Annotated in this window: 25 protein-coding genes; 17 read left to right on the top strand and 8 right to left on the bottom strand. The window is 63.6% G+C overall.

Translation table 11 applies throughout. The annotated features are described in order from the left end of the window. Positions 1 to 15 precede the first annotated feature (15 nt). From metG to AC0MAZ_RS09740, 7 genes are all read left to right on the top strand, one after another. On the top strand, positions 16 to 2,058 hold the full coding sequence (gene metG / locus AC0MAZ_RS09770) for a methionine--tRNA ligase (RefSeq protein WP_254464835.1): 2,043 nt from the start codon (positions 16 to 18) through the stop codon (positions 2,056 to 2,058). A gap of 89 nt (positions 2,059 to 2,147) precedes the next feature. Next, complete coding sequence (locus AC0MAZ_RS09765) at positions 2,148 to 2,696, top strand: Rnf-Nqr domain containing protein (RefSeq protein ID WP_475860939.1); 549 nt, start codon at positions 2,148 to 2,150, stop codon at positions 2,694 to 2,696. A 75-nt stretch (positions 2,697 to 2,771) separates the two neighbouring features. Beyond that, positions 2,772 to 3,746 (top strand): RnfABCDGE type electron transport complex subunit D, encoded by a 975-nt coding sequence (locus AC0MAZ_RS09760; RefSeq protein WP_475860938.1) that lies wholly within the window; start codon positions 2,772 to 2,774, stop codon positions 3,744 to 3,746. Then, complete coding sequence (locus AC0MAZ_RS09755) at positions 3,743 to 4,354, top strand: RnfABCDGE type electron transport complex subunit G (protein WP_475860937.1); 612 nt, start codon at positions 3,743 to 3,745, stop codon at positions 4,352 to 4,354. Before AC0MAZ_RS09760 ends, AC0MAZ_RS09755 begins: the two co-directional genes overlap by 4 nt. Further along, a complete protein-coding gene (locus AC0MAZ_RS09750; RefSeq protein WP_475860936.1) occupies positions 4,351 to 4,875 on the top strand; it encodes an Rnf-Nqr domain containing protein in 525 nt (174 codons plus the stop codon). Before AC0MAZ_RS09755 ends, AC0MAZ_RS09750 begins: the two co-directional genes overlap by 4 nt. Positions 4,876 to 4,879: 4 nt before the next feature. Continuing rightward, positions 4,880 to 5,518 carry an endonuclease III gene (gene nth / locus AC0MAZ_RS09745; protein WP_475860935.1) on the top strand — a complete coding sequence of 213 codons (639 nt, stop codon included), beginning with the start codon at positions 4,880 to 4,882 and terminating at the stop codon, positions 5,516 to 5,518. Between the two features lie 104 nt (positions 5,519 to 5,622). Next, a complete protein-coding gene (locus tag AC0MAZ_RS09740) occupies positions 5,623 to 5,799 on the top strand; it encodes a PA3496 family putative envelope integrity protein (RefSeq protein ID WP_475860934.1) in 177 nt (58 codons plus the stop codon). 48 nt (positions 5,800 to 5,847) lie between these two features. Here AC0MAZ_RS09740 and AC0MAZ_RS09735 read toward each other — a convergent pair whose 3' ends face one another. Continuing rightward, positions 5,848 to 6,474: a response regulator transcription factor gene (locus AC0MAZ_RS09735; RefSeq protein ID WP_028690074.1), complete on the bottom strand. Its 627-nt coding sequence runs from the start codon at positions 6,472 to 6,474 to the stop codon at positions 5,848 to 5,850. 367 nt (positions 6,475 to 6,841) lie between these two features. On the opposite strand from AC0MAZ_RS09735, the gene AC0MAZ_RS09730 reads away from it, so the two are divergent. Beyond that, positions 6,842 to 7,297, top strand: a complete 456-nt coding sequence (locus AC0MAZ_RS09730; RefSeq protein ID WP_232855801.1) for a hypothetical protein — start codon at positions 6,842 to 6,844, stop codon at positions 7,295 to 7,297. A gap of 42 nt (positions 7,298 to 7,339) precedes the next feature. Here the strand turns inward: AC0MAZ_RS09730 and AC0MAZ_RS09725 are convergent, their stop codons facing one another. Further along, complete coding sequence (locus AC0MAZ_RS09725) at positions 7,340 to 8,557, bottom strand: argininosuccinate synthase (RefSeq protein WP_110738802.1); 1,218 nt, start codon at positions 8,555 to 8,557, stop codon at positions 7,340 to 7,342. A 128-nt stretch (positions 8,558 to 8,685) separates the two neighbouring features. Then, positions 8,686 to 9,663 (bottom strand): flagellar protein MotY, encoded by a 978-nt coding sequence (locus AC0MAZ_RS09720; protein WP_475860932.1) that lies wholly within the window; start codon positions 9,661 to 9,663, stop codon positions 8,686 to 8,688. A 130-nt stretch (positions 9,664 to 9,793) separates the two neighbouring features. Between AC0MAZ_RS09720 and pyrC the strand changes: the two genes are divergently transcribed. Together pyrC and rnt are read left to right on the top strand one after the other, a co-directional pair. Then, entirely contained in the window at positions 9,794 to 10,840 is a 1,047-nt protein-coding gene (gene pyrC, locus AC0MAZ_RS09715) for a dihydroorotase (protein WP_475860931.1), read from the top strand. A 59-nt stretch (positions 10,841 to 10,899) separates the two neighbouring features. Next, positions 10,900 to 11,511: a ribonuclease T gene (gene rnt / locus AC0MAZ_RS09710; protein ID WP_225933324.1), complete on the top strand. Its 612-nt coding sequence runs from the start codon at positions 10,900 to 10,902 to the stop codon at positions 11,509 to 11,511. Positions 11,512 to 11,712: 201 nt separating this feature from the next. Here rnt and AC0MAZ_RS09705 read toward each other — a convergent pair whose 3' ends face one another. Further along, a complete protein-coding gene (locus AC0MAZ_RS09705) occupies positions 11,713 to 12,315 on the bottom strand; it encodes a peroxiredoxin (protein ID WP_475860930.1) in 603 nt (200 codons plus the stop codon). 214 nt (positions 12,316 to 12,529) lie between these two features. Here AC0MAZ_RS09705 and AC0MAZ_RS09700 point away from each other — a divergent pair, with 214 nt between their 5' ends. Both AC0MAZ_RS09700 and bfr read left to right on the top strand, forming a co-directional pair. Further along, positions 12,530 to 12,751 (top strand): bacterioferritin-associated ferredoxin, encoded by a 222-nt coding sequence (locus tag AC0MAZ_RS09700; protein ID WP_203647757.1) that lies wholly within the window; start codon positions 12,530 to 12,532, stop codon positions 12,749 to 12,751. A gap of 201 nt (positions 12,752 to 12,952) precedes the next feature. Continuing rightward, complete coding sequence (gene bfr, locus AC0MAZ_RS09695; protein WP_203647758.1) at positions 12,953 to 13,426, top strand: bacterioferritin; 474 nt, start codon at positions 12,953 to 12,955, stop codon at positions 13,424 to 13,426. Positions 13,427 to 13,696: 270 nt separating this feature from the next. Here bfr and grxD read toward each other — a convergent pair whose 3' ends face one another. Both grxD and AC0MAZ_RS09685 read right to left on the bottom strand, forming a co-directional pair. Continuing rightward, positions 13,697 to 14,032, bottom strand: a complete 336-nt coding sequence (gene grxD, locus AC0MAZ_RS09690; protein ID WP_103449407.1) for a Grx4 family monothiol glutaredoxin — start codon at positions 14,030 to 14,032, stop codon at positions 13,697 to 13,699. 91 nt (positions 14,033 to 14,123) lie between these two features. After that, on the bottom strand, positions 14,124 to 16,232 hold the full coding sequence (locus tag AC0MAZ_RS09685; protein WP_232855799.1) for a molybdopterin oxidoreductase family protein: 2,109 nt from the start codon (positions 16,230 to 16,232) through the stop codon (positions 14,124 to 14,126). 364 nt (positions 16,233 to 16,596) lie between these two features. On the opposite strand from AC0MAZ_RS09685, the gene argF reads away from it, so the two are divergent. Continuing rightward, the gene (gene argF, locus AC0MAZ_RS09680; RefSeq protein WP_254464841.1) at positions 16,597 to 17,517 is read left to right on the top strand and encodes an ornithine carbamoyltransferase; all 921 of its coding nucleotides are present in this window, start codon (positions 16,597 to 16,599) and stop codon (positions 17,515 to 17,517) included. Continuing rightward, positions 17,514 to 18,623: an ABC transporter ATP-binding protein gene (locus AC0MAZ_RS09675; RefSeq protein ID WP_232855797.1), complete on the top strand. Its 1,110-nt coding sequence runs from the start codon at positions 17,514 to 17,516 to the stop codon at positions 18,621 to 18,623. The genes argF and AC0MAZ_RS09675 overlap by 4 nt, the downstream gene beginning before the upstream one ends. Before the next feature lie 132 nt (positions 18,624 to 18,755). On the opposite strand, the gene AC0MAZ_RS09670 is transcribed toward AC0MAZ_RS09675, so the two are convergent. Together AC0MAZ_RS09670 and ybaK are read right to left on the bottom strand one after the other, a co-directional pair. Next, positions 18,756 to 19,535 carry a PhzF family phenazine biosynthesis protein gene (locus tag AC0MAZ_RS09670; RefSeq protein ID WP_475860929.1) on the bottom strand — a complete coding sequence of 260 codons (780 nt, stop codon included), beginning with the start codon at positions 19,533 to 19,535 and terminating at the stop codon, positions 18,756 to 18,758. Between the two features lie 99 nt (positions 19,536 to 19,634). After that, on the bottom strand, positions 19,635 to 20,105 hold the full coding sequence (ybaK, locus tag AC0MAZ_RS09665; protein ID WP_050704020.1) for a Cys-tRNA(Pro) deacylase: 471 nt from the start codon (positions 20,103 to 20,105) through the stop codon (positions 19,635 to 19,637). Between the two features lie 306 nt (positions 20,106 to 20,411). Here ybaK and AC0MAZ_RS09660 point away from each other — a divergent pair, with 306 nt between their 5' ends. The 3 genes from AC0MAZ_RS09660 (at position 20,412) to glpR (ending at position 23,831) form a co-directional block, all read left to right on the top strand. Continuing rightward, entirely contained in the window at positions 20,412 to 21,263 is an 852-nt protein-coding gene (locus tag AC0MAZ_RS09660) for an MIP/aquaporin family protein (protein ID WP_050704019.1), read from the top strand. Between the two features lie 79 nt (positions 21,264 to 21,342). After that, positions 21,343 to 22,842, top strand: a complete 1,500-nt coding sequence (gene glpK / locus AC0MAZ_RS09655) for a glycerol kinase GlpK (protein WP_203647762.1) — start codon at positions 21,343 to 21,345, stop codon at positions 22,840 to 22,842. Positions 22,843 to 23,075: 233 nt separating this feature from the next. Beyond that, positions 23,076 to 23,831 (top strand): DeoR/GlpR family transcriptional regulator, encoded by a 756-nt coding sequence (gene glpR, locus AC0MAZ_RS09650; protein WP_203647763.1) that lies wholly within the window; start codon positions 23,076 to 23,078, stop codon positions 23,829 to 23,831. The last annotated feature ends 435 nt before the right edge of the window (positions 23,832 to 24,266 follow it).

Below are 24,266 nucleotides of genomic sequence, written 5' to 3'. Positions count from 1 at the left end.
AGTAGCCGAGCCACCATGTCCGAGCCACGTCAGATTCTCGTCACCAGCGCCCTGCCCTATGCCAATGGATCGATCCACCTTGGCCATATGCTGGAGTACATCCAGACGGACATGTGGGTGCGCTTCCAGAAGCTGCGCGGCAACCAGTGCATCTATGTCTGCGCCGACGACGCCCACGGTTCGGCCATCATGCTGCGCGCGGAAAAGGAAGGCATCACGCCGGAGCAGCTGATCGCCAACGTCCAGGCCGAGCACAGCGCCGACTTCGCCGACTTCCTGGTCGATTTCGACAACTACCACTCCACGCACAGCGAGGAGAACCGCGCACTGTCGAGCCTGATCTACACTCGCCTGCGCGACGCCGGGTACATCGCCACCCGTTCGGTCACCCAGTATTTCGATCCCGAGAAGGGCATGTTCCTCGCCGACCGTTTCATCAAGGGCACCTGCCCCAAGTGCGCGGCTGAGGACCAGTACGGCGACAACTGCGAGAAATGCGGCGCCACCTACGCCCCGACCGAACTGAAGAACCCCAAGTCGGCGATCTCCGGCGCCACCCCGGTGCTGCGCGACTCGCAGCATTTCTTCTTCAAGCTGCCTGACTTCCAGGCCATGCTGCAGCAGTGGACCCGCAGCGGCACCCTGCAGGACGCGGTGGCCAACAAGCTCGCCGAATGGCTGGACTCGGGCCTGCAGGAGTGGGATATCTCCCGTGACGCGCCGTACTTCGGCTTCGAGATCCCGGGCGAACCGGGCAAGTATTTCTACGTCTGGCTGGACGCGCCGATCGGCTACATGGCCAGCTTCAAGAACCTCTGCGACCGCCGTCCGGAGCTGGACTTCGACGCGTTCTGGAACGAAGGCTCCAAGGCCGAGCTGTACCACTTCATCGGCAAGGACATCGTCAACTTCCACGCCCTGTTCTGGCCGGCCATGCTCGAAGGCGCGGGCCTGCGCAAGCCGACCGCGGTCAACGTGCACGGCTACCTGACCGTCAACGGCGCGAAGATGTCGAAATCGCGCGGCACCTTCATCAAGGCGCGCACCTACCTCGACCACCTGCAGCCGGAATACCTGCGCTACTACTACGCCGCCAAGCTGGGTCGCGGCGTCGACGACCTCGACCTGAACCTCGAGGACTTCGTGCAGAAGGTCAACTCCGACCTGGTCGGCAAGGTGGTCAACATCGCCAGCCGCTGCGCCGGCTTCATCCACAAGGGCAACGACGGTGTGATGGTTGCCGGCGATGCCGCGCCCGAGCTGACCGAGGCCTTCCTCGCCGCCGCGCCGTCGATCGCCGAGGCCTATGAGGCTCGCGACTTCGGCCGCGCCATGCGCGAGATCATGGCCCTGGCCGACCGCGCCAACGCCTGGATCGCCGACAAGGCGCCGTGGTCGCTGGCCAAACAGGAAGGCAAGCAGGATGAAGTGCAGGCCATCTGCGCCCAGGGCGTCAACCTGTTCCGCCAGCTGGTGATCTTCCTCAAGCCGGTACTGCCACTGCTGGCAGCCGACGCCGAGGCGTTCCTCAACGTCGCCCCGCTGACCTGGAACGACCACCTGTCGCGCCTGGAAAACCACCAGCTCAACCCGTTCAAGGCCCTGATGAGCCGCATCGAGCCGGCCAAGGTCGAAGCCATGGTCGCCGCCAGCAAGGAAGACCTGCTGGCCGCCGAAGCCAAGGCTGCTCCGGCGGGCAATGGCGAACTGGCCAAGGACCCGCTGTCGGCCGAGATCGAGTTCGATACCTTCGCTGCAGTCGACCTGCGCGTGGCGCTGATCGTCAAGGCCGAAGCCGTGCCCGGCGCCGACAAGCTGCTGCAGCTGACCCTGGACATCGGTGACGAGCGCCGCAATGTGTTCTCGGGCATCAAGTCGGCCTACCCGGATCCTTCCCAGCTGGAAGGCCGCCTGACCATGATGGTGGCCAATCTCAAGCCGCGGAAGATGCGTTTCGGCGTTTCCGAAGGCATGGTCATGGCCGCCGGCCCCGGCGGTGAAGAGATATACCTGCTCAGCCCCGACAGCGGCGCCAAGCCAGGCCAGCGTATCAAGTAAGCCCTCCTGCCCCGGCCAATTGGCCGGGGCAGTTGCATCTGCCGCCCGCTACCCGATAATGATGGCACCCTCCGGCTTTCGACATCGCCATGAGTGACTACGTCCTGATCCTGGTCAGCGCCGCGCTGGTCAATCACCTGGTCCTGCAGGCCGAGCCGGTCGAGCGTGCGCGCCTGCATGCATTGGGTCTGTGTTCGGCCCTGTTGATCCTCGTCGCACTACCTGTCGGCGTCTGGCTACACCGGCAATTTTTCCTGCCCATGGGGTTGCAGGACCTGCAATTGTTCATCTTCCTGCCCTTGCTGGCGGCATTGGCCTGGACACTGCCAAACCTGCTCCGACATTTTCGGCCAGGCTGGCACCTGCACGATCTGCAACCTCTGCTGAGCGCAAACGCCGTGGTGCTAGGCTTGCTGTTACAGCTTGCCAACGGCGCCGTCGACGGCTGGGGTATTCTGGCGTGGGCCACTGTCGGCGCGCTGGGATTCTGGCTGGCCCTGGCGCTGTATGCCGACCTTGACGCCCGCTGCCGCCATGCCGAGATGCCCGCAGCCCTGCGCGGCCTGCCCGTCCAGCTGATCGGGGCTGGGGTGATGGCCATGGCGTTTTCTGGACTCAACGGACTCTTCACCCAATGAGCCCGGCTCCACGCATCGCCCTGCCCCTGGCAACGGAAGCCATCGCTGTGCAACACCTCGAGGACCTGTAAAGCCATGCCGACCACTGATCCGCGCCTGCGCAGCACCATGCAGCTGGTTCTGCTGGCCTGCGTCCCTGGCCTGCTGGTGCTGTTCTGGCTGCATGGCTGGGGCGTGCTGATCAACCTGCTGTTGAGCGGTTGCGCGGCGCTGGCTACCGAGGCTGTGCTATTGCGCTGGCGGAGAATGCCGGTCGCCTGCGCCCTTGGCGACGGCAGTGCACTGGTCACCGCCGCGCTGCTGGCCGCAGCCCTGCCCAGCCTGGCGCCCTGGTGGCTGCCCGTGACGGCGGCCTGCGTCGCCATCGGCCTGGGGAAACAAGCTTTTGGCGGGGTCGGGCGCAACCTGTTCAACCCTGCCATGGTCGGCTATGCGTTCGTCCTGTTGAGCTTCCCGCTACAGATGAACCACTGGCCCGGTCAGGCACCTGGGCTCGTGGAAAGCCTTGGCCTGAGCTTGGGCGCCAGCGAACGGATCGACGCCTGGGCCAGCCCCACGGTGCTCGATGTGCTGCGCCACAACCGCAGCCTGACCATAGACGAACTGTTCGCCAACCACCTGGCGTTCGGCCATCTGGGCGGGCGTGGTAGCGAGTGGGTCAACCTCGCCTTCCTGCTCGGCGGGTTATTCCTGCTGCAGCGCAAGGTCTTCGGCTGGCAGGCCCCCGTCGGTCTGCTCGCCGCCTTGTTCCTGTCCGCCCTGCTGGGCTGGAATGGCGCAGGCTCCGATTCCAACGGCTCGCCACTGCTGCACCTGCTGTCCGGCTCGACCATGCTTGCCGCGTTTTTCATCGCCACCGAACCCGTGTCCGGCTGCAAGCAACCACTGGCCCGCCTGCTGTTCGGTATCGGCACCGGCCTGCTGATCTACCTGATCCGCACCTGGGGCAGCTTCGCCGATGGCACGGCGTTCGCCGTCCTGCTGATGAACCTCGCCGTCCCCACCCTTGATCGCTGGGCGGAACGCCGCCAGCAACGGGCCTGTCCATGACCGCCCGCTGGCACAGTGCCGCAGCGCTGCTCCTGGTGGCAGGGCTGGCGATTGCCGCGACGCTGGCCTGGCACCGCTTCACCGCCGGGCCGATTGCCGAGGCTTCGCGCCAATGGCAGGAACAGCAGTGGCTCAAGGTGCTGCCGCCGGGCAGCTACGACAACCGGCCATTGCAAACACCCGTGGCCCTCCCGGATGCCAAACTGAGCCATAGCCATCTGCTGGCCGGCTACCGCGCCAGCCTGGCAGGCGTTACCAGTGCTGTTCTGCTCCACAGCAAAGTCCAAGGCTATGGCGGTGCCATCGAGCTGGTGATCGCCATCGCCCCCCAAGGCAGGCTGATGGGTGTGCGCGTACTCGAACAGCAGGAAAGCCCTGGCCTGGGCGATCAACTGGTCGACCCGGCGCGCCACTGGCTGGACCAGTTCGCCGGTCGGTCACTCGGCGAAACGCCCGAGCAGGCCTGGGCAATCAAGCGTGACCAGGGCGCATTCGACCAGTTGGCCGGGGCCACGGTAACCTCGCGAGCAGTCATCGAGGCGATCCGGGATGCACTGCGCTACTTCGACCAGCACCGCCCCGTATTGCTCGGTGAGACGCCCTCATGAACCGTTTCTGGCTCCTGCCAATCAGCCTGGTGCCGTTGCTTGGCGCAAGCGCCACCATCGCCCAGGCGCTCGCGATCAGCCTTTGCACAGCCCTGTTGGTGGGCCTGCACCAGGCCTTGATGGCCCCTCTGCGCCGTCACCTGGAACACAGCCCCCGTCTGTGGGCGAGCACTGCGCTGGCCGCCGCCCTGGCGACCTGCCTGCACCTCGGCCTGCAAGCCTGGGCAATGCCCCTGGCCCAGCAGCTTGCCCTCTACCCATTGCTGCTGGCCCTGCCCTGCCTGGCCAGCGAGCAACTGCCAGCACAGCCTGGCCGATATCGCCACCTGGGGCTCGGACTGCTCGGCTTACTGGCGGCCGGGCTGGCCCTGGGCATCTGCCGCCAACTCCTGGCCGAAGGTCTCGGCCTGCACCTCGCCGCACTGGCTCCCGGCGCGCTGATACTGCTCGGTTTGCTGCTGGGCCTGTACAATCACCTGCGCCCATCGAATACCGCCTCACGCCGTCAAGGAACCCGTTGACCCCATGAATGCCGCCAAACGCCTGGAGATCTTTCGCAGGCTGCATGAAGACAATCCCGAACCCAAGACCGAACTGGCCTACTCCACCCCTTTCGAGCTGCTGATCGCCGTGATTCTCTCGGCCCAGTCGACGGATGTCGGCGTCAACAAGGCCACCGCCCGCCTGTTCCCGGTCGCCAATACCCCGCAAGCCATCCACGCCCTGGGCGTCGACGGTCTGAGCGAGTACATCAAGACCATCGGCCTGTACAACAGCAAGGCCAAGAACGTCATCGAAACCTGCCGCCTGCTGGTCGAGCAGCACGCCGGCGAAGTCCCGCAGACCCGCGAGGCCCTCGAAGCCCTGCCCGGCGTCGGCCGCAAGACCGCCAACGTGGTGCTCAACACTGCCTTTCGCCAGCTCACCATGGCCGTCGACACGCATATCTTCCGGGTCAGCAACCGCACAGGTATCGCACCGGGCAAGACCGTGCTGGAGGTGGAGAAGAAGCTGCTCAAGTTCGTCCCCAGGGACTATCTGCTCGATTCCCACCACTGGTTGATCCTGCATGGCCGTTACGTCTGCCAGGCCCGAAAACCGCGCTGTGGCAGTTGCCGGATCGAAGACCTGTGCGAATACAAGTACAAGACCTCCGACGATTGAGGCAATAGCTGAAACCTGCGCGAGGCAATTGAAAAAATCTTTTTTACCCGCTCTGCGATTCCCGTTATAAGGACGGCCAATGGCCCTTTGGCTTGGAGTGACGCATGAGCACCGATAAAGAAGAGCTGGTGATCGACGACGATTTCCAGAGTGCGGACGACGATGTGGAGCCGCAGGCCGAACCGGCCAAGACCAACCTGAGCAAACGCCGCACCATCGACAACATGCTCGAGGAACGACGCCTGAAGAAGCAACTGGCCGACTTCGACTACGACCTATAGAACAATCACGCAAAAGCCTCCCCAGTGGAGGCTTTTTCAATGATGCTGTCAGGCCAGCCCATGGCGCTGGGCGAGCTCGATCAGGTCCACCAGCGAGCGGGCATTCAGCTTGAGCAGCAGGCGCGTCTTGTAGGTACTGACCGTCTTGTTGCTGAGGAACATGCTGTCGGCGATCTCCTTGTTGCTCTTGCCCCGGGCAAGCTGCTGCAACACCATCATCTCCCGCCCGGAAAGCCGCTCGACCATCTCCATCTCCGTGGCGCCGCTCACCCCCGAGCGTCCCTTGTGCAGCGCCTGGTTGGGGAAGTAGCTGTAGCCGGACAGCACGGCCTTGATCGCGCTGAGCAGTTCGGTCAGCTCCTGCTGCTTGCACACATAACCCGCCGCCCCCGCCTGCATGCAGCGCATCGAGAAGTGCCCCGGAGCCTGAGAGGTCAGCACCAGCACCTTGGTCCCGGGACTTGCCAGGGTCATCCGGGCAATCACTTCAAGCCCATCCAGTTTGGGGATCCCGATATCCAGAATGACAATGTCCGGCAGATACTCCCGCGTCAGTTGCAAGGCATCCACACCATTGTCGCTCTCCGCCACTACCTCGTAGCCATGCCGTTCCATCAGCATGCGTACGGCCAGGCGAATGACCGGGTGATCATCCACGATCAGCACTTTATTCATGCGATTCCCATTGATACGTTATTTTTAGTTCGATAGACCACCACACCCGAGCATAACGATTATTTATGCAGCGGTTTCCCTGGCAAATTCACCGAAAGAAGTGGACTACTGTTAATAGAGATTCTTCCTACAAGCAGCTAATTAACAAAATGTAATAGATGCATGTTCGTCGCCCCCAAAAAGTAACAGTCGGCAGAATTGGATCCAAGTGCCGCCAGGTGACACTTCATGCAGGAAATTTCGACTGTACAGACTGGATAAAAAGCGCTGCCGTAGCCTGTGGCATCACCCGGCAGGGAAATGATCCACGCTTATCGCATTCGGAAAAACGAGCTACTGATGGGCAAAGCATGGCCAGGCACTCATCATGAATCGCGACCCTATCAGTCCGTTGACCCTTATCGCTGTATTTGCCGGTGTGATCGAGGCGTCCGCCCTGGCCTCGCTGCCGTTTCTCAGCGACGACAGCCAGATTGTCTACACCTGGTTTCTGGTGGGGTTTCCGTTCTTCCTTACCGTGCTGTTCTTCCTTACGCTCAACTTCAACAACGGCTCGCTGTTTGCCCCGGACAGACGCGCCACGGGGGCGGACAGGCCGCCTCGCCCACCTGCCGCACGGGACAAAGGGGCGATGATCATCGCCATCTCCGGCGCCGACAGTCGAAAGCTCATCGAAAACCATGTGCAGCGGATGATCGAGCGTCCCCACGGCCAACAGCGGCGCTGGATCCTGTACAACCTCGATACGCGAACCTGCATCCACCTGTCGGTATCGCCGATGCAGGAAGGCGAGGCCCCGCCTCCCCCTGAATCCCGGGCATGAAAAAACCCGGCCGAGGCCGGGTTTTTCGGGCACGCCAAAGGCTTACAGCAGCGAACGGCCCTTGTTGGCCGCGATGCGCATGCGCAGTGCGTTGAGCTTGATGAAGCCTGCGGCATCGGCCTGGTTGTAGGCGCCGCCGTCTTCCTCGAAGGTCGCGATATTGGCATCGAACAGCGAGTCGTCCGACTTGCGGCCAACGACCGTGACATTACCCTTGTACAGCTTCAGGCGCACGACGCCGTTCACGTTGACCTGGGAGGCGTCGATCATCTGCTGCAGCATCAGACGCTCCGGGCTCCACCAGTAGCCGGTGTAGATCAGGCTGGCGTACTTGGGCATCAGCTCATCCTTCAGGTGAGCGACTTCGCGGTCCAGGGTGATCGACTCGATGGCACGGTGAGCCTTGAGCATGATGGTGCCGCCCGGGGTCTCGTAGCAGCCGCGCGACTTCATGCCGACGTAGCGGTTCTCGACGATGTCCAGGCGACCGATGCCGTTGGCGCCGCCGATGCGGTTGAGGTCGGCCAGCACGGTGGCCGGGGTCTTCTCGACGCCGTCGATGGCGACGATGTCACCGTTGCGGTAGGTCAGCTCGAGGTAGGTGGCCTGGTCGGGGGCGTTCTCAGGCGAGACGCTCCATTTCCACATGTCTTCCTCGTGCTCGGTCCAGGTATCTTCCAGGACACCGCCTTCGTAGGAGATGTGCAGCAGGTTGGCGTCCATCGAGTACGGCGATTTCTTCTTGCCGTGGCGCTCGATCGGGATGCCGTGCTTCTCGGCGTAGTCCATCAGCTTCTCGCGGGACAGCAGGTCCCACTCGCGCCATGGAGCGATGACCTTGACACCTGGCTTGAGCGCATAGGCGCCCAGTTCGAAGCGCACCTGGTCGTTGCCCTTGCCGGTGGCACCGTGGGAAATGGCGTCGGCGCCGGTTTCGTTGGCGATCTCGATCAGGCGCTTGGCGATCAGCGGGCGGGCGATGGAAGTACCCAGCAGGTACTCGCCTTCGTAAACGGTGTTGGCGCGGAACATCGGGAAGACGAAATCACGCACGAACTCTTCGCGCAGGTCGTCGATGTAGATTTCTTTCACGCCCATCGCCTGGGCCTTGGCGCGGGCCGGCTCGACCTCCTCGCCCTGGCCGAGGTCAGCGGTGAAGGTCACCACTTCACAGTTGTAGGTGTCCTGCAGCCACTTGAGAATCACCGAAGTATCAAGGCCGCCGGAATACGCCAATACGACCTTTTTTACGTCCGCCATGCCATCACTCCACGGGGTTGTACGGAAAGCGGATGATTCTACCGGCGTTGCTGAAAAATTTACAATGGGGCGACAGCTTGTGACGACAAAGCGACAGGAATTGTCGAGAGCGCGACCCGCTGTCGCACTCAGGATTTCGCTGGAGCGGACGGCGTGGCAGCGGCTGCAGGCGTCGTTGGCGCAGGCGTGGCGGCGGGTGCCGGGGCCGACGGGGGCACCTGCGCTGCTGGTTTCTCCACCGGCTTCTCGACCGGCGTTACACGCTCGAGCTGGATGTTCACCCGACGGTTGCGCGCCCGGTTGGCGGCACTGTTGTTCTTCGCCAACGGATAGCGTTCGCCGTGGAAGCGTACGCTGATCTGCTCTTCCGGCACGCCATGGGCCTTGAGGTAGTCGGCCACCGCCAGGGCCCGTCGGCGGGAGGTGTCGCGGTTGGTCAGGCGATTGCCGCTGTTGTCGGAGTGGCCGTTGAGTTCGATGTGGTTGACCGTCGGATCGGCCTTCAGGTAGTCGAGCAGCACATCCAGACGGGCGCGCGCCGAGCTGTCCAGCTCGATCCCGCCGCCGGGGAAGCCGACCTGGGTCTGGCGGATCTGGTCGTAGTTCATCGGCAGCAGCTTGGCGGCGCACAGTTGGTAGTCGCTGTAGGCCTTGGCGAAGCTGACCGGCATCACATGCACTTCCATCGGCCGACCACCTTCGCCCCGGTAGTTGCGCACCACGGTGCTGCGACCATCGAGCAGGCCGTTGATCAGGCGGCTGGCCTGCCCCTGGCTGGAGGTGAACAGCACGCCGGTACGGGCCATGTGCACCGCACCGAGGTTGATGTCGCCGCGCCCGGGCTGCCAGGGCGCGGCGGCGGCCAGCAGGGTGGCGGAGCCAGCGCCCAGGACATTGCTGTCCGAACGCAGCTGGAAGGTCGGCTGCTCGCCGGCACGGCGCACGAACTCACCGCTGCCGATACCGTCGATCGGCTGGATCAGGCGACATTCGAACTGGTCACCCTCGACTTTCCAGGCGACGTTCTCCACGCGGGTCTGGAAGGTCATTGCTCCGGCCGGCAGGCTGGCAACGAGGGTGAACAGGGCTAGGTAACGCTGGCGCACGGGCGGCTCCACAAATTCCGACGACTTACCTGAACGCTATCGGTCGCCCGTCGGAAAACTTGATAGCCGTGCTCGAACAGGGGTTTTCCGGTAGCATTGGCTTCTGAGTTCGACCCGCCTGGAATCTCCAATGTCCGATCGCCTGACCCTCCTGCGCCCCGACGACTGGCACATCCATCTGCGCGATGGTGCCGTCCTGCCCCACACCGTCGGTGACGTGGCGCGCACCTTCGCCCGTGCCATCATCATGCCTAACCTGGTTCCGCCGGTGCGCAACGCCGTCGAGGCCGCCGCCTACCGTGAGCGCATCCTTGCCGCACGCCCCGCCGGCAGCCGCTTCGAGCCACTGATGGTGCTCTATCTCACCGACCGCACCAGCGCCGACGATGTGCGTGCCGCCAAGGCCAGCGGGATCGTGTACGCCGCCAAGCTCTACCCGGCCGGCGCCACCACCAACTCCGATTCGGGCGTGACCAGCATCGACAATATCTTCCCGGCGATCGAGGCCCTGGCCGAAACCGGCATGCCCTTGCTGGTGCACGGTGAAGTCACGCGCAGCGAGATCGACGTGTTCGACCGCGAGAAACGCTTCATCGACGAGCACATGCGCCGCCTGGTCGAACGCTTCCCGACCCTGAAGGTGGTGTTCGAACACATCACCACCAGCGACGCCGCGCAGTTCGTCAGCGAAGCGCCGGCCAACGTCGGTGCGACCATCACCGCCCAGCACCTGCTGTACAACCGCAACCACATGCTGGTTGGCGGTATCCGCCCGCACTTCTACTGCCTGCCGATCCTCAAGCGCAACACCCATCAGGTGGCGCTGCTGGATGCCGCCACCAGCGGCAACCCGAAGTTCTTCCTCGGCACCGACTCGGCGCCCCACGCCAAGCATGCCAAGGAAGCCGCCTGCGGCTGCGCCGGCTGCTACACCGCTTATGCCGCCATCGAGATGTACGCCGAGGCGTTCGAACAGCGCAACGCCCTGGACAAGCTCGAAGGCTTCGCCAGCAAGCACGGCCCGGACTTCTACGGCCTGGCGCGCAACACCGACACCATCACCCTGGTGCGTGAGGAATGGACCGCGCCGGAGAGCCTGCCGTTCGGCGACAACACCGTGATCCCCTTGCGCGCCGGTGAGAAGTTGCGCTGGCGCCTGCTGGAGGACAACGCGTGAGCGAAGATCTGTACGAAGACGACCAGGACAGCCAGGTCAGCAGCGGCTCGCGCCACCCGATGGCCGAGCGTTTCCGTGGCTACCTGCCCGTGGTGGTGGATGTCGAGACCGGCGGTTTCAACAGCGCCACCGACGCGCTGCTGGAGATCGCCGCCGTCACCATCGGCATGGACGAGAAGGGCTTCCTGTTCCCCGAGCACACCTACTTCCACCGGGTCGAACCGTTCGAAGGGGCCAATATCGAAGCGGCCGCGCTGGAGTTCACCGGTATCAAGCTGGACCACCCGCTGCGCATGGCGGTGAGCGAGGAAAGCGCGCTGACCGATATCTTCCGCGGCGTGCGCAAGGCGCTGAAGGCCAATGGCTGCAAGCGGGCGATCCTGGTCGGGCACAACAGCAGCTTCGACCTGGGCTTCCTCAATGCCGCGGTGGCGCGCAACGACATCAAGCGCAACCCGTTCCATCCGTTCTCCAGCTTCGATACCGCCACCCTCGCCGGCCTCGCCTACGGCCAGACCGTGCTGGCCCGGGCCTGCCAGAGCGCGGACATCGACTTCGACGGGCGTGAGGCGCATTCGGCGCGCTACGACACCGAGAAGACCGCCGAGTTGTTCTGCGGCATCGTCAATCGCTGGAAAGAGATGGGCGGCTGGCGCGATTTCAACGATTAAGCCGACCGTTCCCTGTAGGAGCGGCCTTGCGCCGCGAAAGGGCTGCGCAGAAGCCCCAGGATCTCAGTGCCGAGGCAGATATCGCGGGACCGCTGCGCGGCCCTTTCGCGGCACAAGGCCGCTCCTACAGGGCGCCGAACGCACTAACCGCGGGCATAAAAAAACCGGCCACCAGGGCCGGTTTTTTTATGCGCATGGCAATTACAGCTTGCCAGCGTTCTCGCTCAGGTAAGCAGCAACGCCTTCCGGCGAAGCGTTCATGCCCTTGTCGCCTTTCTTCCAGTTGGCCGGGCAGACTTCGCCGTGCTCTTCGTGGAACTGCAGGGCGTCGACCAGGCGCAGCAGCTCGTCCATGTTACGGCCCAGTGGCAGGTCGTTGACGATCTGCGAACGAACGACACCGTTGGTGTCGATCAGGAAGGCGCCACGGAAGGCCACGCCGCCTTCGGACTCGACGTCGTAGGCCTTGCAGATTTCGTGGGTCATGTCGGCTGCCAGGGTGTACTTGACCTGACCGATACCGCCGCTGTTGACCGGGGTGTTGCGCCAGGCGTTGTGGGTGAAGTGCGAGTCGATCGACACGCCGATCACTTCCACGTTGCGCGCCTGGAAGTCAGGGATGCGGTTGTCCAGGGCGATCAGCTCGGACGGGCAGACGAAGGTGAAGTCCAGCGGGTAGAAGAATACCAGGCCGTACTTGCCCTTGATGGCCGAGGCCAGGTTGAAGCTGTCGACGATCTCGCCGTTGCCCAGCACGGCTGGAACGGTGAAGTCCGGGGCTTGTTTGCCAACGAGTACGCTCATTCGATCTCTCCTGATGAGGGGTGAAAAACCTTGCCCGGGCGGAACACCTTCCCCCGGATCCAGCAAAGGCCGACCATCATACACAGCTTTGCGTGACAGGCCGAATCTCGACCGCCGGTCGCTCTGGCGCGCACCTTACACAAAGTGTTTTGACAAGCATTCTCATTACCATTACTCTCCAACGCATCGACTCAACCTGCGACGGTCAGCCTTTATGTATGTGTGTCTCTGTGTCGGTGTCACCGATGGACAGATCCGCGATGCGATCTACGAAGGATGCTGCAGCTACAAGGAAGTGCGAGCTGCCACCAATGTGGCCAGCCAGTGTGGCAAGTGCGCCTGCCTCGCCAAGCAGGTGGTGCGCGAAACCCTCACCGAGCTGCAACTGAGCCAGCAAGCTGCCCTGCCCTACCCCGCTGAATTCAACGCGGCGTAATTACCCCGAATTCGAAGAACCGGACCCAGAGTCCGGTTTTTTTATGCCTGCAATTCAATAAGTTAGCGCCCGAACGCAGTTCACAAACATTCTTATTCCGATTAATTTTCACTTATTATTCAATAACTTAGGTTTGACATAGATAGTTGAGGGGCTCAGACTTGTTTTCATTGGCTCAACATCTACAGGGCAGACCCCATCATGAAAGGCGACGTAAGCGTCATCCAGCATCTCAACAAGATCCTCGGAAACGAGCTGGTCGCAATCAACCAGTACTTCCTGCACGCGCGCATGTATGAAGATTGGGGCCTGAACAGGATCGGCAAGCTCGAGTACAAAGAGTCCATCCAGGCGATGAAGGACGCTGACAAGCTGATCAAGCGCATCCTCTTCCTCGAAGGCATCCCCAACGTCCAGGACCTGGGCAAGCTGATGATCGGCGAGCACACCAAGGAGATGCTCGACTGCGACCTGAAGCTTGAGAAAAAGGCCCATGCCGACCTCAAGGCCGCCATTGCCCACTGCGAAACCGCTGGCGACTTCGGCTCGCGCGACGTGCTCGAAGACATCCTCGAAGACCAGGAAGAGCACATCGATTGGCTGGAAACCCAGCTGGGCCTGATCGACAAGGTCACTCTCGAGAACTACCTGCAGTCGCAGATGGGCGAAGAATAAGTTTTACGTCGGTCAGACAAAGCATCTCCAGCAGGTGATCGCGTAGCCCTGTAGGAGCGGCCTTGTGCCGCGAAAGGGGCGCGTAGCGGCCCCAGATCTACGCATCAAGCTGATATTCCCGGGGCCGCTATGCGGCCCTTTCGCGACACAAGGCCGCTCCTACACAAGCCGCATGCAGTCGACGAATTGTGGCCTTGCAATTACTGACGATTACCCAACAAAAAGCCCCGCTATCGCGGGGCTTTTTGCGTGCAGGCGAGTAGACCTGAATCAGGCCTCGGAAGCCTTGGCCTTGGCGGCCGCGTCCTTGATCAGGGTCTGCAGTTCACCCTTCTCGAACATTTCCAGCATGATGTCGCTGCCGCCGACCAGCTCACCAGCCACCCACAGTTGCGGGAAAGTCGGCCAGTTGGCGTACTTGGGCAGGTTGGCGCGAATTTCCGGGTTCTGCAGGATGTCGACGTAGGCGAACTTCTCGCCGCAACCCATCACGGCCTGCGAAGCCTTGGCCGAGAAGCCACACTGTGGGGCATTCGGCGAACCTTTCATGTAAAGCAGAATGGTGTTGTTGGCAATCTGCTCTTTGATTGTATCGATGATATCCATGAAGCACCTCGGCTGAACTTTCCGACAGGGTCGTCGGCACGGTGACGCATTGTATCGGAAAGCCGAGCAGCGTGCTCGGCCTTGCCGTGCTTCATGCGGCCTCGACCTGTACCGGCACGCCATTGAGGGCGGCATTGCCGGAAACGCCATCGCGCAGGTGTTCGTCAGTCAGGTCATTGGCACTCGCCCCCGGCTGCACAGCGGCCACCTGCAAGCGCGCGCCCTGGCGCCCATGGCCGTAGCCATGGGGCAGGCTGACCACCCCCGGCATCATCTCCTCGCTGGCCTGTACCGCCACCTCGATCACCCCGGTGCGTGAGCGCACCCGCACCATCTGGCCGTCCTGCAACTGGCGCCGGCTCAAGTCGTCCGGGTGCATCAGCAACTGGTGGCGCGGCTTGCCTTTGACCAGGCGGTGGTAGTTGTGCATCCACGAGTTGTTGCTGCGCACATGGCGACGGCCGATGAGCAACAGCTGGTCATCCGTGGGCGCGGACACACTGGCAAGGCGCCACAGGTCTTCGAGCAGCACCGCCGGTGCCGCCTCGACCTGCCCGCTCGCCGTGCGCAGGCGCGTTGCCAGGTTGGCACATAGCGGCCCGAGGTCGAGACCATGGGGATACGCGTCTAGCGCCTCCAGCGAGAGCTTCCAGGGCGTCCCGTCGCCATAAGGCCCCTTGCGCAGGGCGAAGTCGATCATCTGTGCCGGCGGCAAGGTGGCCTTGAGCTCAACCTGCGCGCGCTCGGCAAAGGCCTTGGCCAGGCCCACGAAGATCTCCCAGTCGTGCAGCGCGCCATCGGGCTTGGGTAGGATCGCCCGGTTGAAGCGGGTGACGTTGCGCACCGCCAGCAGGTTGAAGGTGGAATCGTAGTGATCGTTCTCCAGCGCCGAGGTCGACGGCAGGATCAGGTCGGCATGGCGCGTGGTCTCGTTGATGTACAGATCGATGCTGAGCATGAAGTCGAGGCCGGCCAGGGCCTCGTCCAGGCGTCGCCCGTTAGGCGTGGACAGCACCGGGTTGCCCGCCACGGTCACCAGCGCCCGCACCTGCCCTTCGCCTGGTTCGAGGATCTCTTCGGCCAGGGCCGAGACCGGCAGCTCGCCGCCATACTCGGGCAAGCCCGAGACCCGGCTGCGCCATTGATCGAAATGCCCGCCGGAGGTGCTGGCGACCAGGTCGACCGCAGGCGCCGTGCACAGGGCGCCACCCTCGCGGTCGAGATTACCGGTGACCAGGTTGATCAACTGCACCAGCCAGTGGCACAGCGAACCGAAGGCCTGGGTCGATACGCCCATCCGGCCATAGCACACCGCCTTGTCGGCGGCGGCGAAATCCCGCGCCAGCTGGCGGATCGCCTCGGCCGGAATACCGCACAACGCGCTCATGGCAGACGCATCGAACGGCAGGATGGCTTCGCGCACCTGCTCCAGGCCCGCAACCGGCAGATGCGAGCCCCGGGCCAGGTTCTCGCTGAACAGCGTATGCAGCAAGCCACACAGCAGCGCCGCGTCGCCACCGGGGCGAATGAACAGGTGCTGGTCGGCCAGCGCAGCCGTCTCGCTGCGTCGCGGATCCACCACCACCAGTTGCCCGCCCCTGGCCTTGAGTGCCTTGAGGCGCTTTTCCACATCCGGGACGGTCATGATGCTGCCATTGGAGGCCAATGGATTGCCGCCCAGGATGAGCATGAACTGCGTATGGTCGATGTCCGGAATTGGCAGCAGCAGGCCATGGCCGTACATCAGGTGGCTGGTCAGGTGCTGCGGCAACTGGTCCACCGAGGTCGCCGAGAAGCGATTGCGGGTCTTGAGCAAGCCGAGGAAGTAGTTGCTATGGGTCATCAGCCCATAGTTGTGCACGCTGGGGTTGCCCTGGTACACGGCGACCGCGTTGCGCCCGTGGGCCTGCTGGATCGCCCACAGCCGCTCGGCGGCCAGGGCGAAGGCTTCGTCCCAACTGATTGGCAGCCACTGGTCACCGATGCGCCGGTGGGGCTGGCGCAGGCGGTCGGGGTCCTCCTGGATGTCCTGCAGGGCGACCGCCTTGGGGCAGACATGGCCGCGGCTGAACGGATCCTGCGGGTCGCCCTTGATCGAGCTGATCCGCGCCGGGCCATCGGCTTCGTGGGTGACTTCGATGTTCAGGCCGCAGATGGCCTCGCACAGGTGACAGGCTCGGTGATGCAGGGTCTTGGTCATGGCCGCCTCTGCCTTGTTATTGTCGAGGTTCGACTATGCGCCTGCCGACCGGGGCTCGCCAGCGAGGTTCGCGGCGTGAATCGGACGACATCAGGCGGGCGATTCGCGACAACGGGTTTGCCAAATACGCTCCGAGCCGTGTACAACCGCTGTAGCAAATAAAAAACAGCTAGCCGGCAAGGGCTTACGACACCCTTTGACACAGTGGCGCTGTTTCCCCTCTTGGTTTTAGGCGACATTTAATTATAGTATTGCGCCTTTCCCTATTCCGTCCGCCCCGTGCGGCTTACGCCGCAGGTCACCCCCGTTGTCAACAAAACCCATACGGTCGACCTGCAGAACGTTGCAGATAAGGTAGTCAATCATGAGCGCAAGGCACTTTCTCTCCCTGATGGATTTCACCGCTGACGAATTGCTCGGTGTGATCCGTCGAGGCATCGAGCTGAAGGACCTGCGCAAACGAGGCGTGCTGTTCGAGCCGCTGAAGAACCGCGTGCTGGGCATGATCTTCGAGAAGTCCTCGACCCGCACCCGGGTGTCCTTCGAAGCCGGCATGATCCAGCTCGGCGGCCAGGCCATCTTCCTGTCGCCGCGCGACACCCAGCTGGGCCGCGGCGAGCCGATCGCCGACAGCGCCATCGTGCTCTCGAGCATGGTCGACGCGGTGATGATCCGCACCCACGCCCACAGCACCCTGACCGAGTTCGCCGCCAACTCGAAGGTGCCGGTCATCAACGGCCTGTCCGACGAGTCGCACCCCTGCCAACTGCTGGCCGACATGCAGACCTTCTTCGAGCACCGTGGCGCGATCCAGGGCAAGACCGTGGCCTGGGTCGGCGACGGCTTCAACATGTGCAACTCCTATATCGAAGCTGCCGTGCAGTTCGATTTCCAACTGCGCATCACTTGCCCTGAAGGCTACGAGCCTGATCAGCGCTTCCTGGCGCTGGGCGGTGACCGTGTACAGATCATCCGTGATCCGAAGGAAGCCGTGCGCGGCGCTCATCTGGTGACCACGGATGTCTGGACTTCCATGGGCCAGGAAGAGGAAACTGCACGGCGCCTGGCGCATTTCGCGCCTTACCAGGTCACCCGCGAACTGCTCGACCTGGCGGCACCCGATGCCCTGTTCATGCATTGCCTGCCCGCCCACCGTGGCGAGGAAATCAGCCAGGACCTGCTCGACGACGCCCGTTCGGTCGCCTGGGACGAAGCTGAAAACCGCTTGCATGCGCAGAAGGCCCTTCTGGAATTCCTTGTAGAACCGGCTTACCACCACGCATGAGTCAACAGCTACTGCTCAACCTGCGCAACCTCGCCTGCGGCTATGGCGAACAGCGCATCGTCCAGAACCTCAACCTGCACCTGAACGCAGGCGACATCGGTTGCCTGCTGGGGTCCTCCGGTTGCGGCAAGACCACCACGCTGCGCGCCATCGCCGGCTTCGAGCCGGTGCACGACGGCGAGATCCAGCTGGCCGGCGAAGTCATTTCCCGCGCCGGGTTCACCCTGGCCCCGGAAAAGCGCCGGATCGGCATGGTGTTCCAGGACTACGCCCTGTTCCCCCACCTCACCGTGGCACAGAACATCGCCTTCGGCATCGGCAAGCACCCGCGCCAGACGGCGGTGGTCGACGAGATGCTCGAGCTGGTCAAGCTCGGCGGCCTGGGCGGGCGCTACCCGCACGAGCTGTCCGGCGGCCAGCAGCAGCGCGTGGCCCTGGCCCGGGCGCTGGCGCCCGAGCCGCAACTGCTGCTGCTTGACGAGCCGTTCTCCAACCTCGACGTGGAACTGCGTCGGCGCCTGAGCCATGAGGTCCGCGACATTCTCAAGGGCCGTGGCACCAGCGCCATCCTGGTCACCCACGACCAGGAAGAAGCCTTTGCCGTCAGCGACCATGTCGGCGTGTTCAAGGAGGGTCGCCTGGAACAGTGGGACACCCCCTACAACCTCTACCACGAGCCGCAGACCCCGTTTGTCGCAAGCTTCATCGGCCAGGGCTACTTCATTCGCGGCCAGATGAGCAGCCACGAGTCAGTAACCACCGAACTCGGCGAGCTGCGCGGCAACCGTGCCTACACCATGGCTCCTGGCAGTTCGGTGGATGTGCTGCTGCGTCCGGATGACATCATCCATGCCCCCGACAGCCCGTTGCGGGCGCAGGTCATCGGCAAGAGCTTCCTCGGCGCCTCAACGCTGTATCGCCTGCAACTGCCCACCGGCAGCCAGCTCGAGGCGATCTTCCCCAGCCACAACGACCATCAGGTCGGCCAGGACGTCGGTATCGCCGTAGCGGCGGACCACCTGGTGCTGTTCGCGGTACCCGGCAGCGTCGCCGCGCAGCTGGCCAGTCATGAGCAGGGCGTGCGACGCGTGAGCTCCGCGCATTGATGCAGGCGGCCTGACATTACTCTGTAGGAGCGGGCTTGTCCCGCGATTGCGCCAGATCTGGCTACAACTGTGCCGGATCGAACGCATTCGCGGGACAAGCCCGCTCCTACAGGGACACATGCCCATGCAGATTCACAACATCAGCGTACCGCTGGCCACCCGCCGAGCCATCCCGCCGATCTTCACCCGCTCCCCTTCCAGACGACAGAACAGCTCACCGCCCCTGGTCGAGCACTGGAAGGCCTGCAGCTCGGACTTGCCCAACCGCGCCGCCCAGTAAGGGATCAGCGAGCAATGGGTGGAGCCGGTGACCGGGTCCTCCGGGATGCCGATGCCCGGTGCGAAATAGCGCGACACGAAATCATGCCGCTCGCCTGGAGCCGTCACGATCACCCCCAAGCCCGGCAGGCGAGCCAGCGCCGCCATGTCCGGCGCGCAATCGCGTACCGCCCGCTCCGAGTCGAGCACCACGAACAGCTCGCGGGTCTGGTAGACCTCGCGCACCTCGCATCCCAGCGCTTCGGCCACCGCCACAGGCTCGGTCAGCGGCTGCGGGTCGATGCGCGGGAAGTCCAACCACAGGCGGCCATGCTCACGGCTGACGCTGAGCAGGCCCGAACGGCTCTGGAAATCCAGGCGCGGCGCTTGCTCACCGTAGACATCGAACAGGACATGGGCGCTGGCCAGGGTGGCGTGACCGCACAGGGGGACTTCGGTGCTCGGGGTGAACCAGCGGATCCGATAGCCATCACCTTCGGCCACCACGAAGGCGGTTTCGGCGAGGTTGTGTTCGGCGGCCACCTGCTGCATCAGGCCATCGTCGAGCCACTGTTCCAGGTGGTAGACCATGGCCGGGTTGCCAGCGAACGGGCGGTCGCTGAAGGCGTCCACCTGATGAAAATGCAACTGCATGCCACGACTCCTGTATCTGACGGGAAAGGTTCCGAGCATGCGGCATGCCGCCAGGGCCCGACAGTGACAGAGTCGTGGAATTTCAATCAGTACAGATGATCAGCCGCGACCGATCTCGGCGAACTGTCCCTGGGTATGGGTGGCCAGCACCACGGCGGCCAGCTCCACTTCCAACCCACGGCGGCCAGCACTCACATGAATCGTTTCATGTTGTTGCGCGGATTGATCGATAAAGGTGCGCAGGCGCTTCTTTTGCCCCAGCGGGCTGATCCCCCCGACCAGGTAACCCGTGGCGCGCTGGGCCGCCTGCGGATCGGCCATCTCGCATTTTTTTACCCCCGCCGCATGGGCCAGTGCCTTCAGGTCGAGGGTGCCGACCACCGGTACCACCGCTACCAGCAGCTCGCCCTTTTCGCTGCTGGCAAGCAGGGTCTTGAACACCCGCAGCGGGTCAAGGCCCAGCTTTTCCGCCGCCTCCAGGCCATACGAGGCGGTTTTCGGATCATGTTCGTAACTGTGCACGCGGTGCTCGGCGCGCGCCTTCTTCAAAAGGTCCAGGGCGGGGGTCATCAACGGCTCCAGTCGATCACAAGTCGCCCGGTACTTTAGGGCAATTCCACCGGTGCAGCCAGCGCAGGTCCCAGGCTAGAGCAGCGGCCATGGATTCACGACCCGGTGCTCTGGTCAGATTGTGGCCAAGCGTTCATTTTCGACCTTTGACATCAGCGTTTCTTGTCTATATTTTTTCGTTTATGAATACATGGTGCACCTATAAGGTGCACTTCCTGTACCCGCCCGGCGTCAATGGGGATCGACTCCGGGCTTTTGTGCTGTCGAGCGCCCAGCGCCTCACAACAACAAGAACCGAGGTCACACATGACAACTGCTCTACGCGAACCCACGTTATCCGCCCAATGCCTGGCCGAGTTTCTCGGCACCGCCCTGCTTATCTTCTTCGGCACCGGTTGTGTCGCCGCGCTCAAGGTCGCCGGCGCCAGCTTCGGCCTGTGGGAGATCAGCATCATCTGGGGGGTCGGCGTGAGCATGGCGATCTACCTGACCGCCGGCGTCTCCGGCGCGCACCTGAACCCGGCGGTCAGCATCGCCCTGGCCGTGTTCGCCGGTTTCGACAAGCGCAAGCTGCCGTTCTACATGCTGGCCCAGGTGTGCGGCGCGTTCTGCGGCGCCGCCCTGGTGTACTTCCTGTACAGCAACCTGTTCTTCGATTTCGAACAAAGCCACGCCATGGTGCGTGGCAGCCAGGCCAGCCTGGAGCTGGCCTCGGTGTTCTCCACCTATCCGCACCCGGCACTGTCCACCGGCCAGGCCTTCCTGGTCGAGGTGATCATCACCGCCATCCTGATGGCCGTGATCATGGCCCTGACCGACGACAACAACGGTCTGCCACGCGGTGCCACCGCCCCCCTGCTGATCGGCCTGCTGATCGCCGTGATCGGCAGCGCCATGGGCCCGCTGACCGGCTTCGCGATGAACCCGGCGCGGGATTTCGGGCCTAAACTGATGACCTTCCTGGCCGGCTGGGGCGAAGTCGCCTTCACTGGCGGGCGCGATATTCCGTATTTCCTGGTGCCGGTGTTTGCGCCGATCCTCGGTGCCAGCCTGGGCGCGGCCCTGTACCGCGGGCTGATCGCCCGCAACTTGCCAGCCACCCAGGCCGCGGCCCAACAAACAGACGATAATCCTCAGGGCGACACCCAGGTTTCCTGATGCCCGCGCCGGGCCCGGACCGCAAGGCCGGCGCCCGCCACGTCCTGACCTACTCCCATATTCGTGCAAGGCCACCGACATGACCGATACCCTGGACAAGAACTACATCATCGCCCTGGACCAGGGCACCACCAGTTCGCGCGCCATCATCTTCGATCGCGACGCCAACGTGGTGGGCACCTCGCAGCGTGAATTCGCCCAGCACTACCCGCAGGCGGGCTGGGTCGAGCATGACCCGATGGAAATCTTCGCCACCCAGAGCGCGACCATGGTCGAGGCCCTGGCCCAGGCCGGCATCAGCCACGCCCAGGTCGCCGCCATCGGCATCACCAACCAGCGCGAGACCACCGTGGTCTGGGACAAGGAAACCGGGCGTCCGGTGTACAACGCCATCGTCTGGCAGTGCCGCCGCAGCACCGATATCTGCGCCCAGCTCAAGCGCGACGGCCACGAGCAGTACATCCGCGAGGCCACCGGCCTGGTCACCGACCCGTACTTCTCTGGCACCAAGCTCAAGTGGATCCTCGACAATGTCGAAGGCGCCCGCGAACGCGCCGAGCGTGGCGAACTGCTGTTCGGCACCATCGATACCTGGCTGATCTGGAAGTTCTCCGGCGGCAAGGTGCATGTCACCGACTACACCAACGCCTCGCGCACGCTGATGTTCAACATCCACAGCCTGCAATGGGACGACAAGCTCCTCGATATCCTTGGCATTCCGCGCCAGATGCTGCCTGAGGTACGCCCATCGTCCGAAGTCTATGGCAAGACCAAGAGCGGTATCGACATCGCCGGTATCGCCGGCGACCAGCAATCGGCGCTGTTCGGCCAGATGTGCGTGGAGCCCGGCCAGGCCAAGAACACCTACGGCACCGGCTGCTTCCTGCTGATGAACACCGGCGACAAGGCGGTCCAGTCGTCCCACGGCCTGCTCACCACCATCGCCTGCGGCCCCCGCGGCGAGGTGGCCTACGCCCTCGAAGGCGCGGTGTTCAACGGCGGCTCCACCGTGCAGTGGCTGCGCGATGAACTGAAGATCGTCAACGACGCCTACGACACCGAATACTTCGCCAGCAAGGTCAAGGACAGCAACGGCGTCTACCTGGTGCCGGCCTTCACCGGCCTGGGCGCGCCCTACTGGGATCCGTATGCCCGTGGCGCGCTGTTCGGCCTGACCCGTGGCGTCAAGGTCGACCACATCATCCGCGCGGCCCTGGAGTCGATCGCCTACCAGACCCGCGACGTGCTCGACGCCATGCAGCAGGACTGCGGCCAGCGCCTGAGCGAACTGCGGGTGGATGGTGGCGCGGTGGCCAACAACTTCCTCATGCAGTTCCAGGCCGACATTCTTGGCACCTGCGTCGAGCGTCCGAAGATGCGCGAGACCACGGCCCTGGGCGCGGCCTACCTGGCAGGCCTTGCCTGCGGTTTCTGGAGCGGCCTGGACGAGCTGCGCGACAAGGCGATCATCGAGCGCGAGTTCAGCCCGCAGCTGGATGAAGCGGCGAAAGAGAAGCTGTACAAGGGCTGGCGCAAGGCTGTCGATCGCACCCGCGACTGGGAAGATCACGACGCCTGATCCCTGTGGGAGCGGGTTTACCCGCGAAACAAGCGACGCGGTAGCAGGCACCGGCTACGCCGGTGTTCGCGGCTGAAGCCGCTCCCACAGGGGTCGCGCATGACGACTGGAGTGGGAGCTGGCTACCGGCGGTGGACCGTCAAGCAGCCCCAATTGACCAAAGGCCTACTGGTCGTCATCCCCTTCCTACGGCATCATTGCAGAATTTGTCCGGCAGCCCCAAAGGACCGCCCATGAATCTGCCCCCACGCCAACAACAAATCCTCGAGCTGGTCCGCGAACGCGGCTACGTGAGCATCGAGGAGATGGCGCAGCTGTTCGTCGTCACCCCGCAGACCATCCGCCGCGATATCAACCAGCTCGCCGAGGGCAACCTGCTGCGCCGTTATCACGGTGGCGCGGCCTACGACTCGAGCATCGAGAACACCGCCTACGCCATGCGTGCCGACCAGATGCGCGACGAGAAGCAGCGCATCGCCGAAGCCGTGGCCCGACAGATTCCCGACCATGCCTCGCTGTTCATCAATATCGGCACCACCACCGAATCCATTGCCCGCGCCCTGCTCAACCATAATCACCTGAAGGTCATCACCAACAACCTGCACGTGGCGGCGATCCTCGCGGCCAAGGACGATTTCGAGGTGCTGGTGGCCGGCGGCACGGTGCGTCGCGACGGCGGCGTGGTCGGCCAGGCGAGCGTCGACTTCATCAACCAGTTCAAGGTCGACTTCGCCGTGGTCGGCATCAGCGGCATCGATGAGGACGGCAGCCTGCTGGACTTCGACTACCAGGAAGTGCGGGTATCCCAGGCGATCATCGCCAACGCCCGCCAGGTGCTGCTGGCGGCGGACTCGAGCAAGTTCGGCCGCAATGCCATGGTCCGCCTCGGTTCGATCAGCCTGATCGACTGCCTGGTGACCGACCAGGCGCCCACTCCTGCCCTGACCCAGTTGCTCAACCAGTACAAGATTCGTCTTGAGGTGGTTTGAGGCAGTGCCCGTGGGGCGCATGGCTCACCCCTTGTATCGCCCATGAGATCGAGCGCCGCCCGCGCGGCGCATCGCGGGACAAGCCCGCTCCCACATCTGTTTCGGGCCAGTCTGTCCTGTGACGTTATAGCTGTTCGCCTTGGTGCACATCTTGAGACAGGTGGAGCGGCAGTGGTGCCCACGCTGAAACCGCGTCGTACAAACTAGGCATACAGCCGCGGCGGCGCAGACATAACTGGCCCGAAACAGATGTGGGAGCAACTGTCTTGCTCAATTTTTAGAATCTGGCGCGATCCCTGTGGGAGCGGGTTTACCCGCGAAGCAGGCGACGCGGTGCCTGGCACCGGCTATGCCGGTGTTCGCGGCTGAAGCCGCTCCCACAGCGACCGTGCGGCCCTCAAGCCACGCGCTACGCCTGTGGGCTTGTCCCGCGAT

The sequence above is a fragment of the Pseudomonas sp. A genome (genome assembly GCF_056270345.1).
The sequence above is the reverse complement of the archived record's forward strand: the minus strand, read 5'-3'. Positions and strand labels throughout refer to the sequence as shown.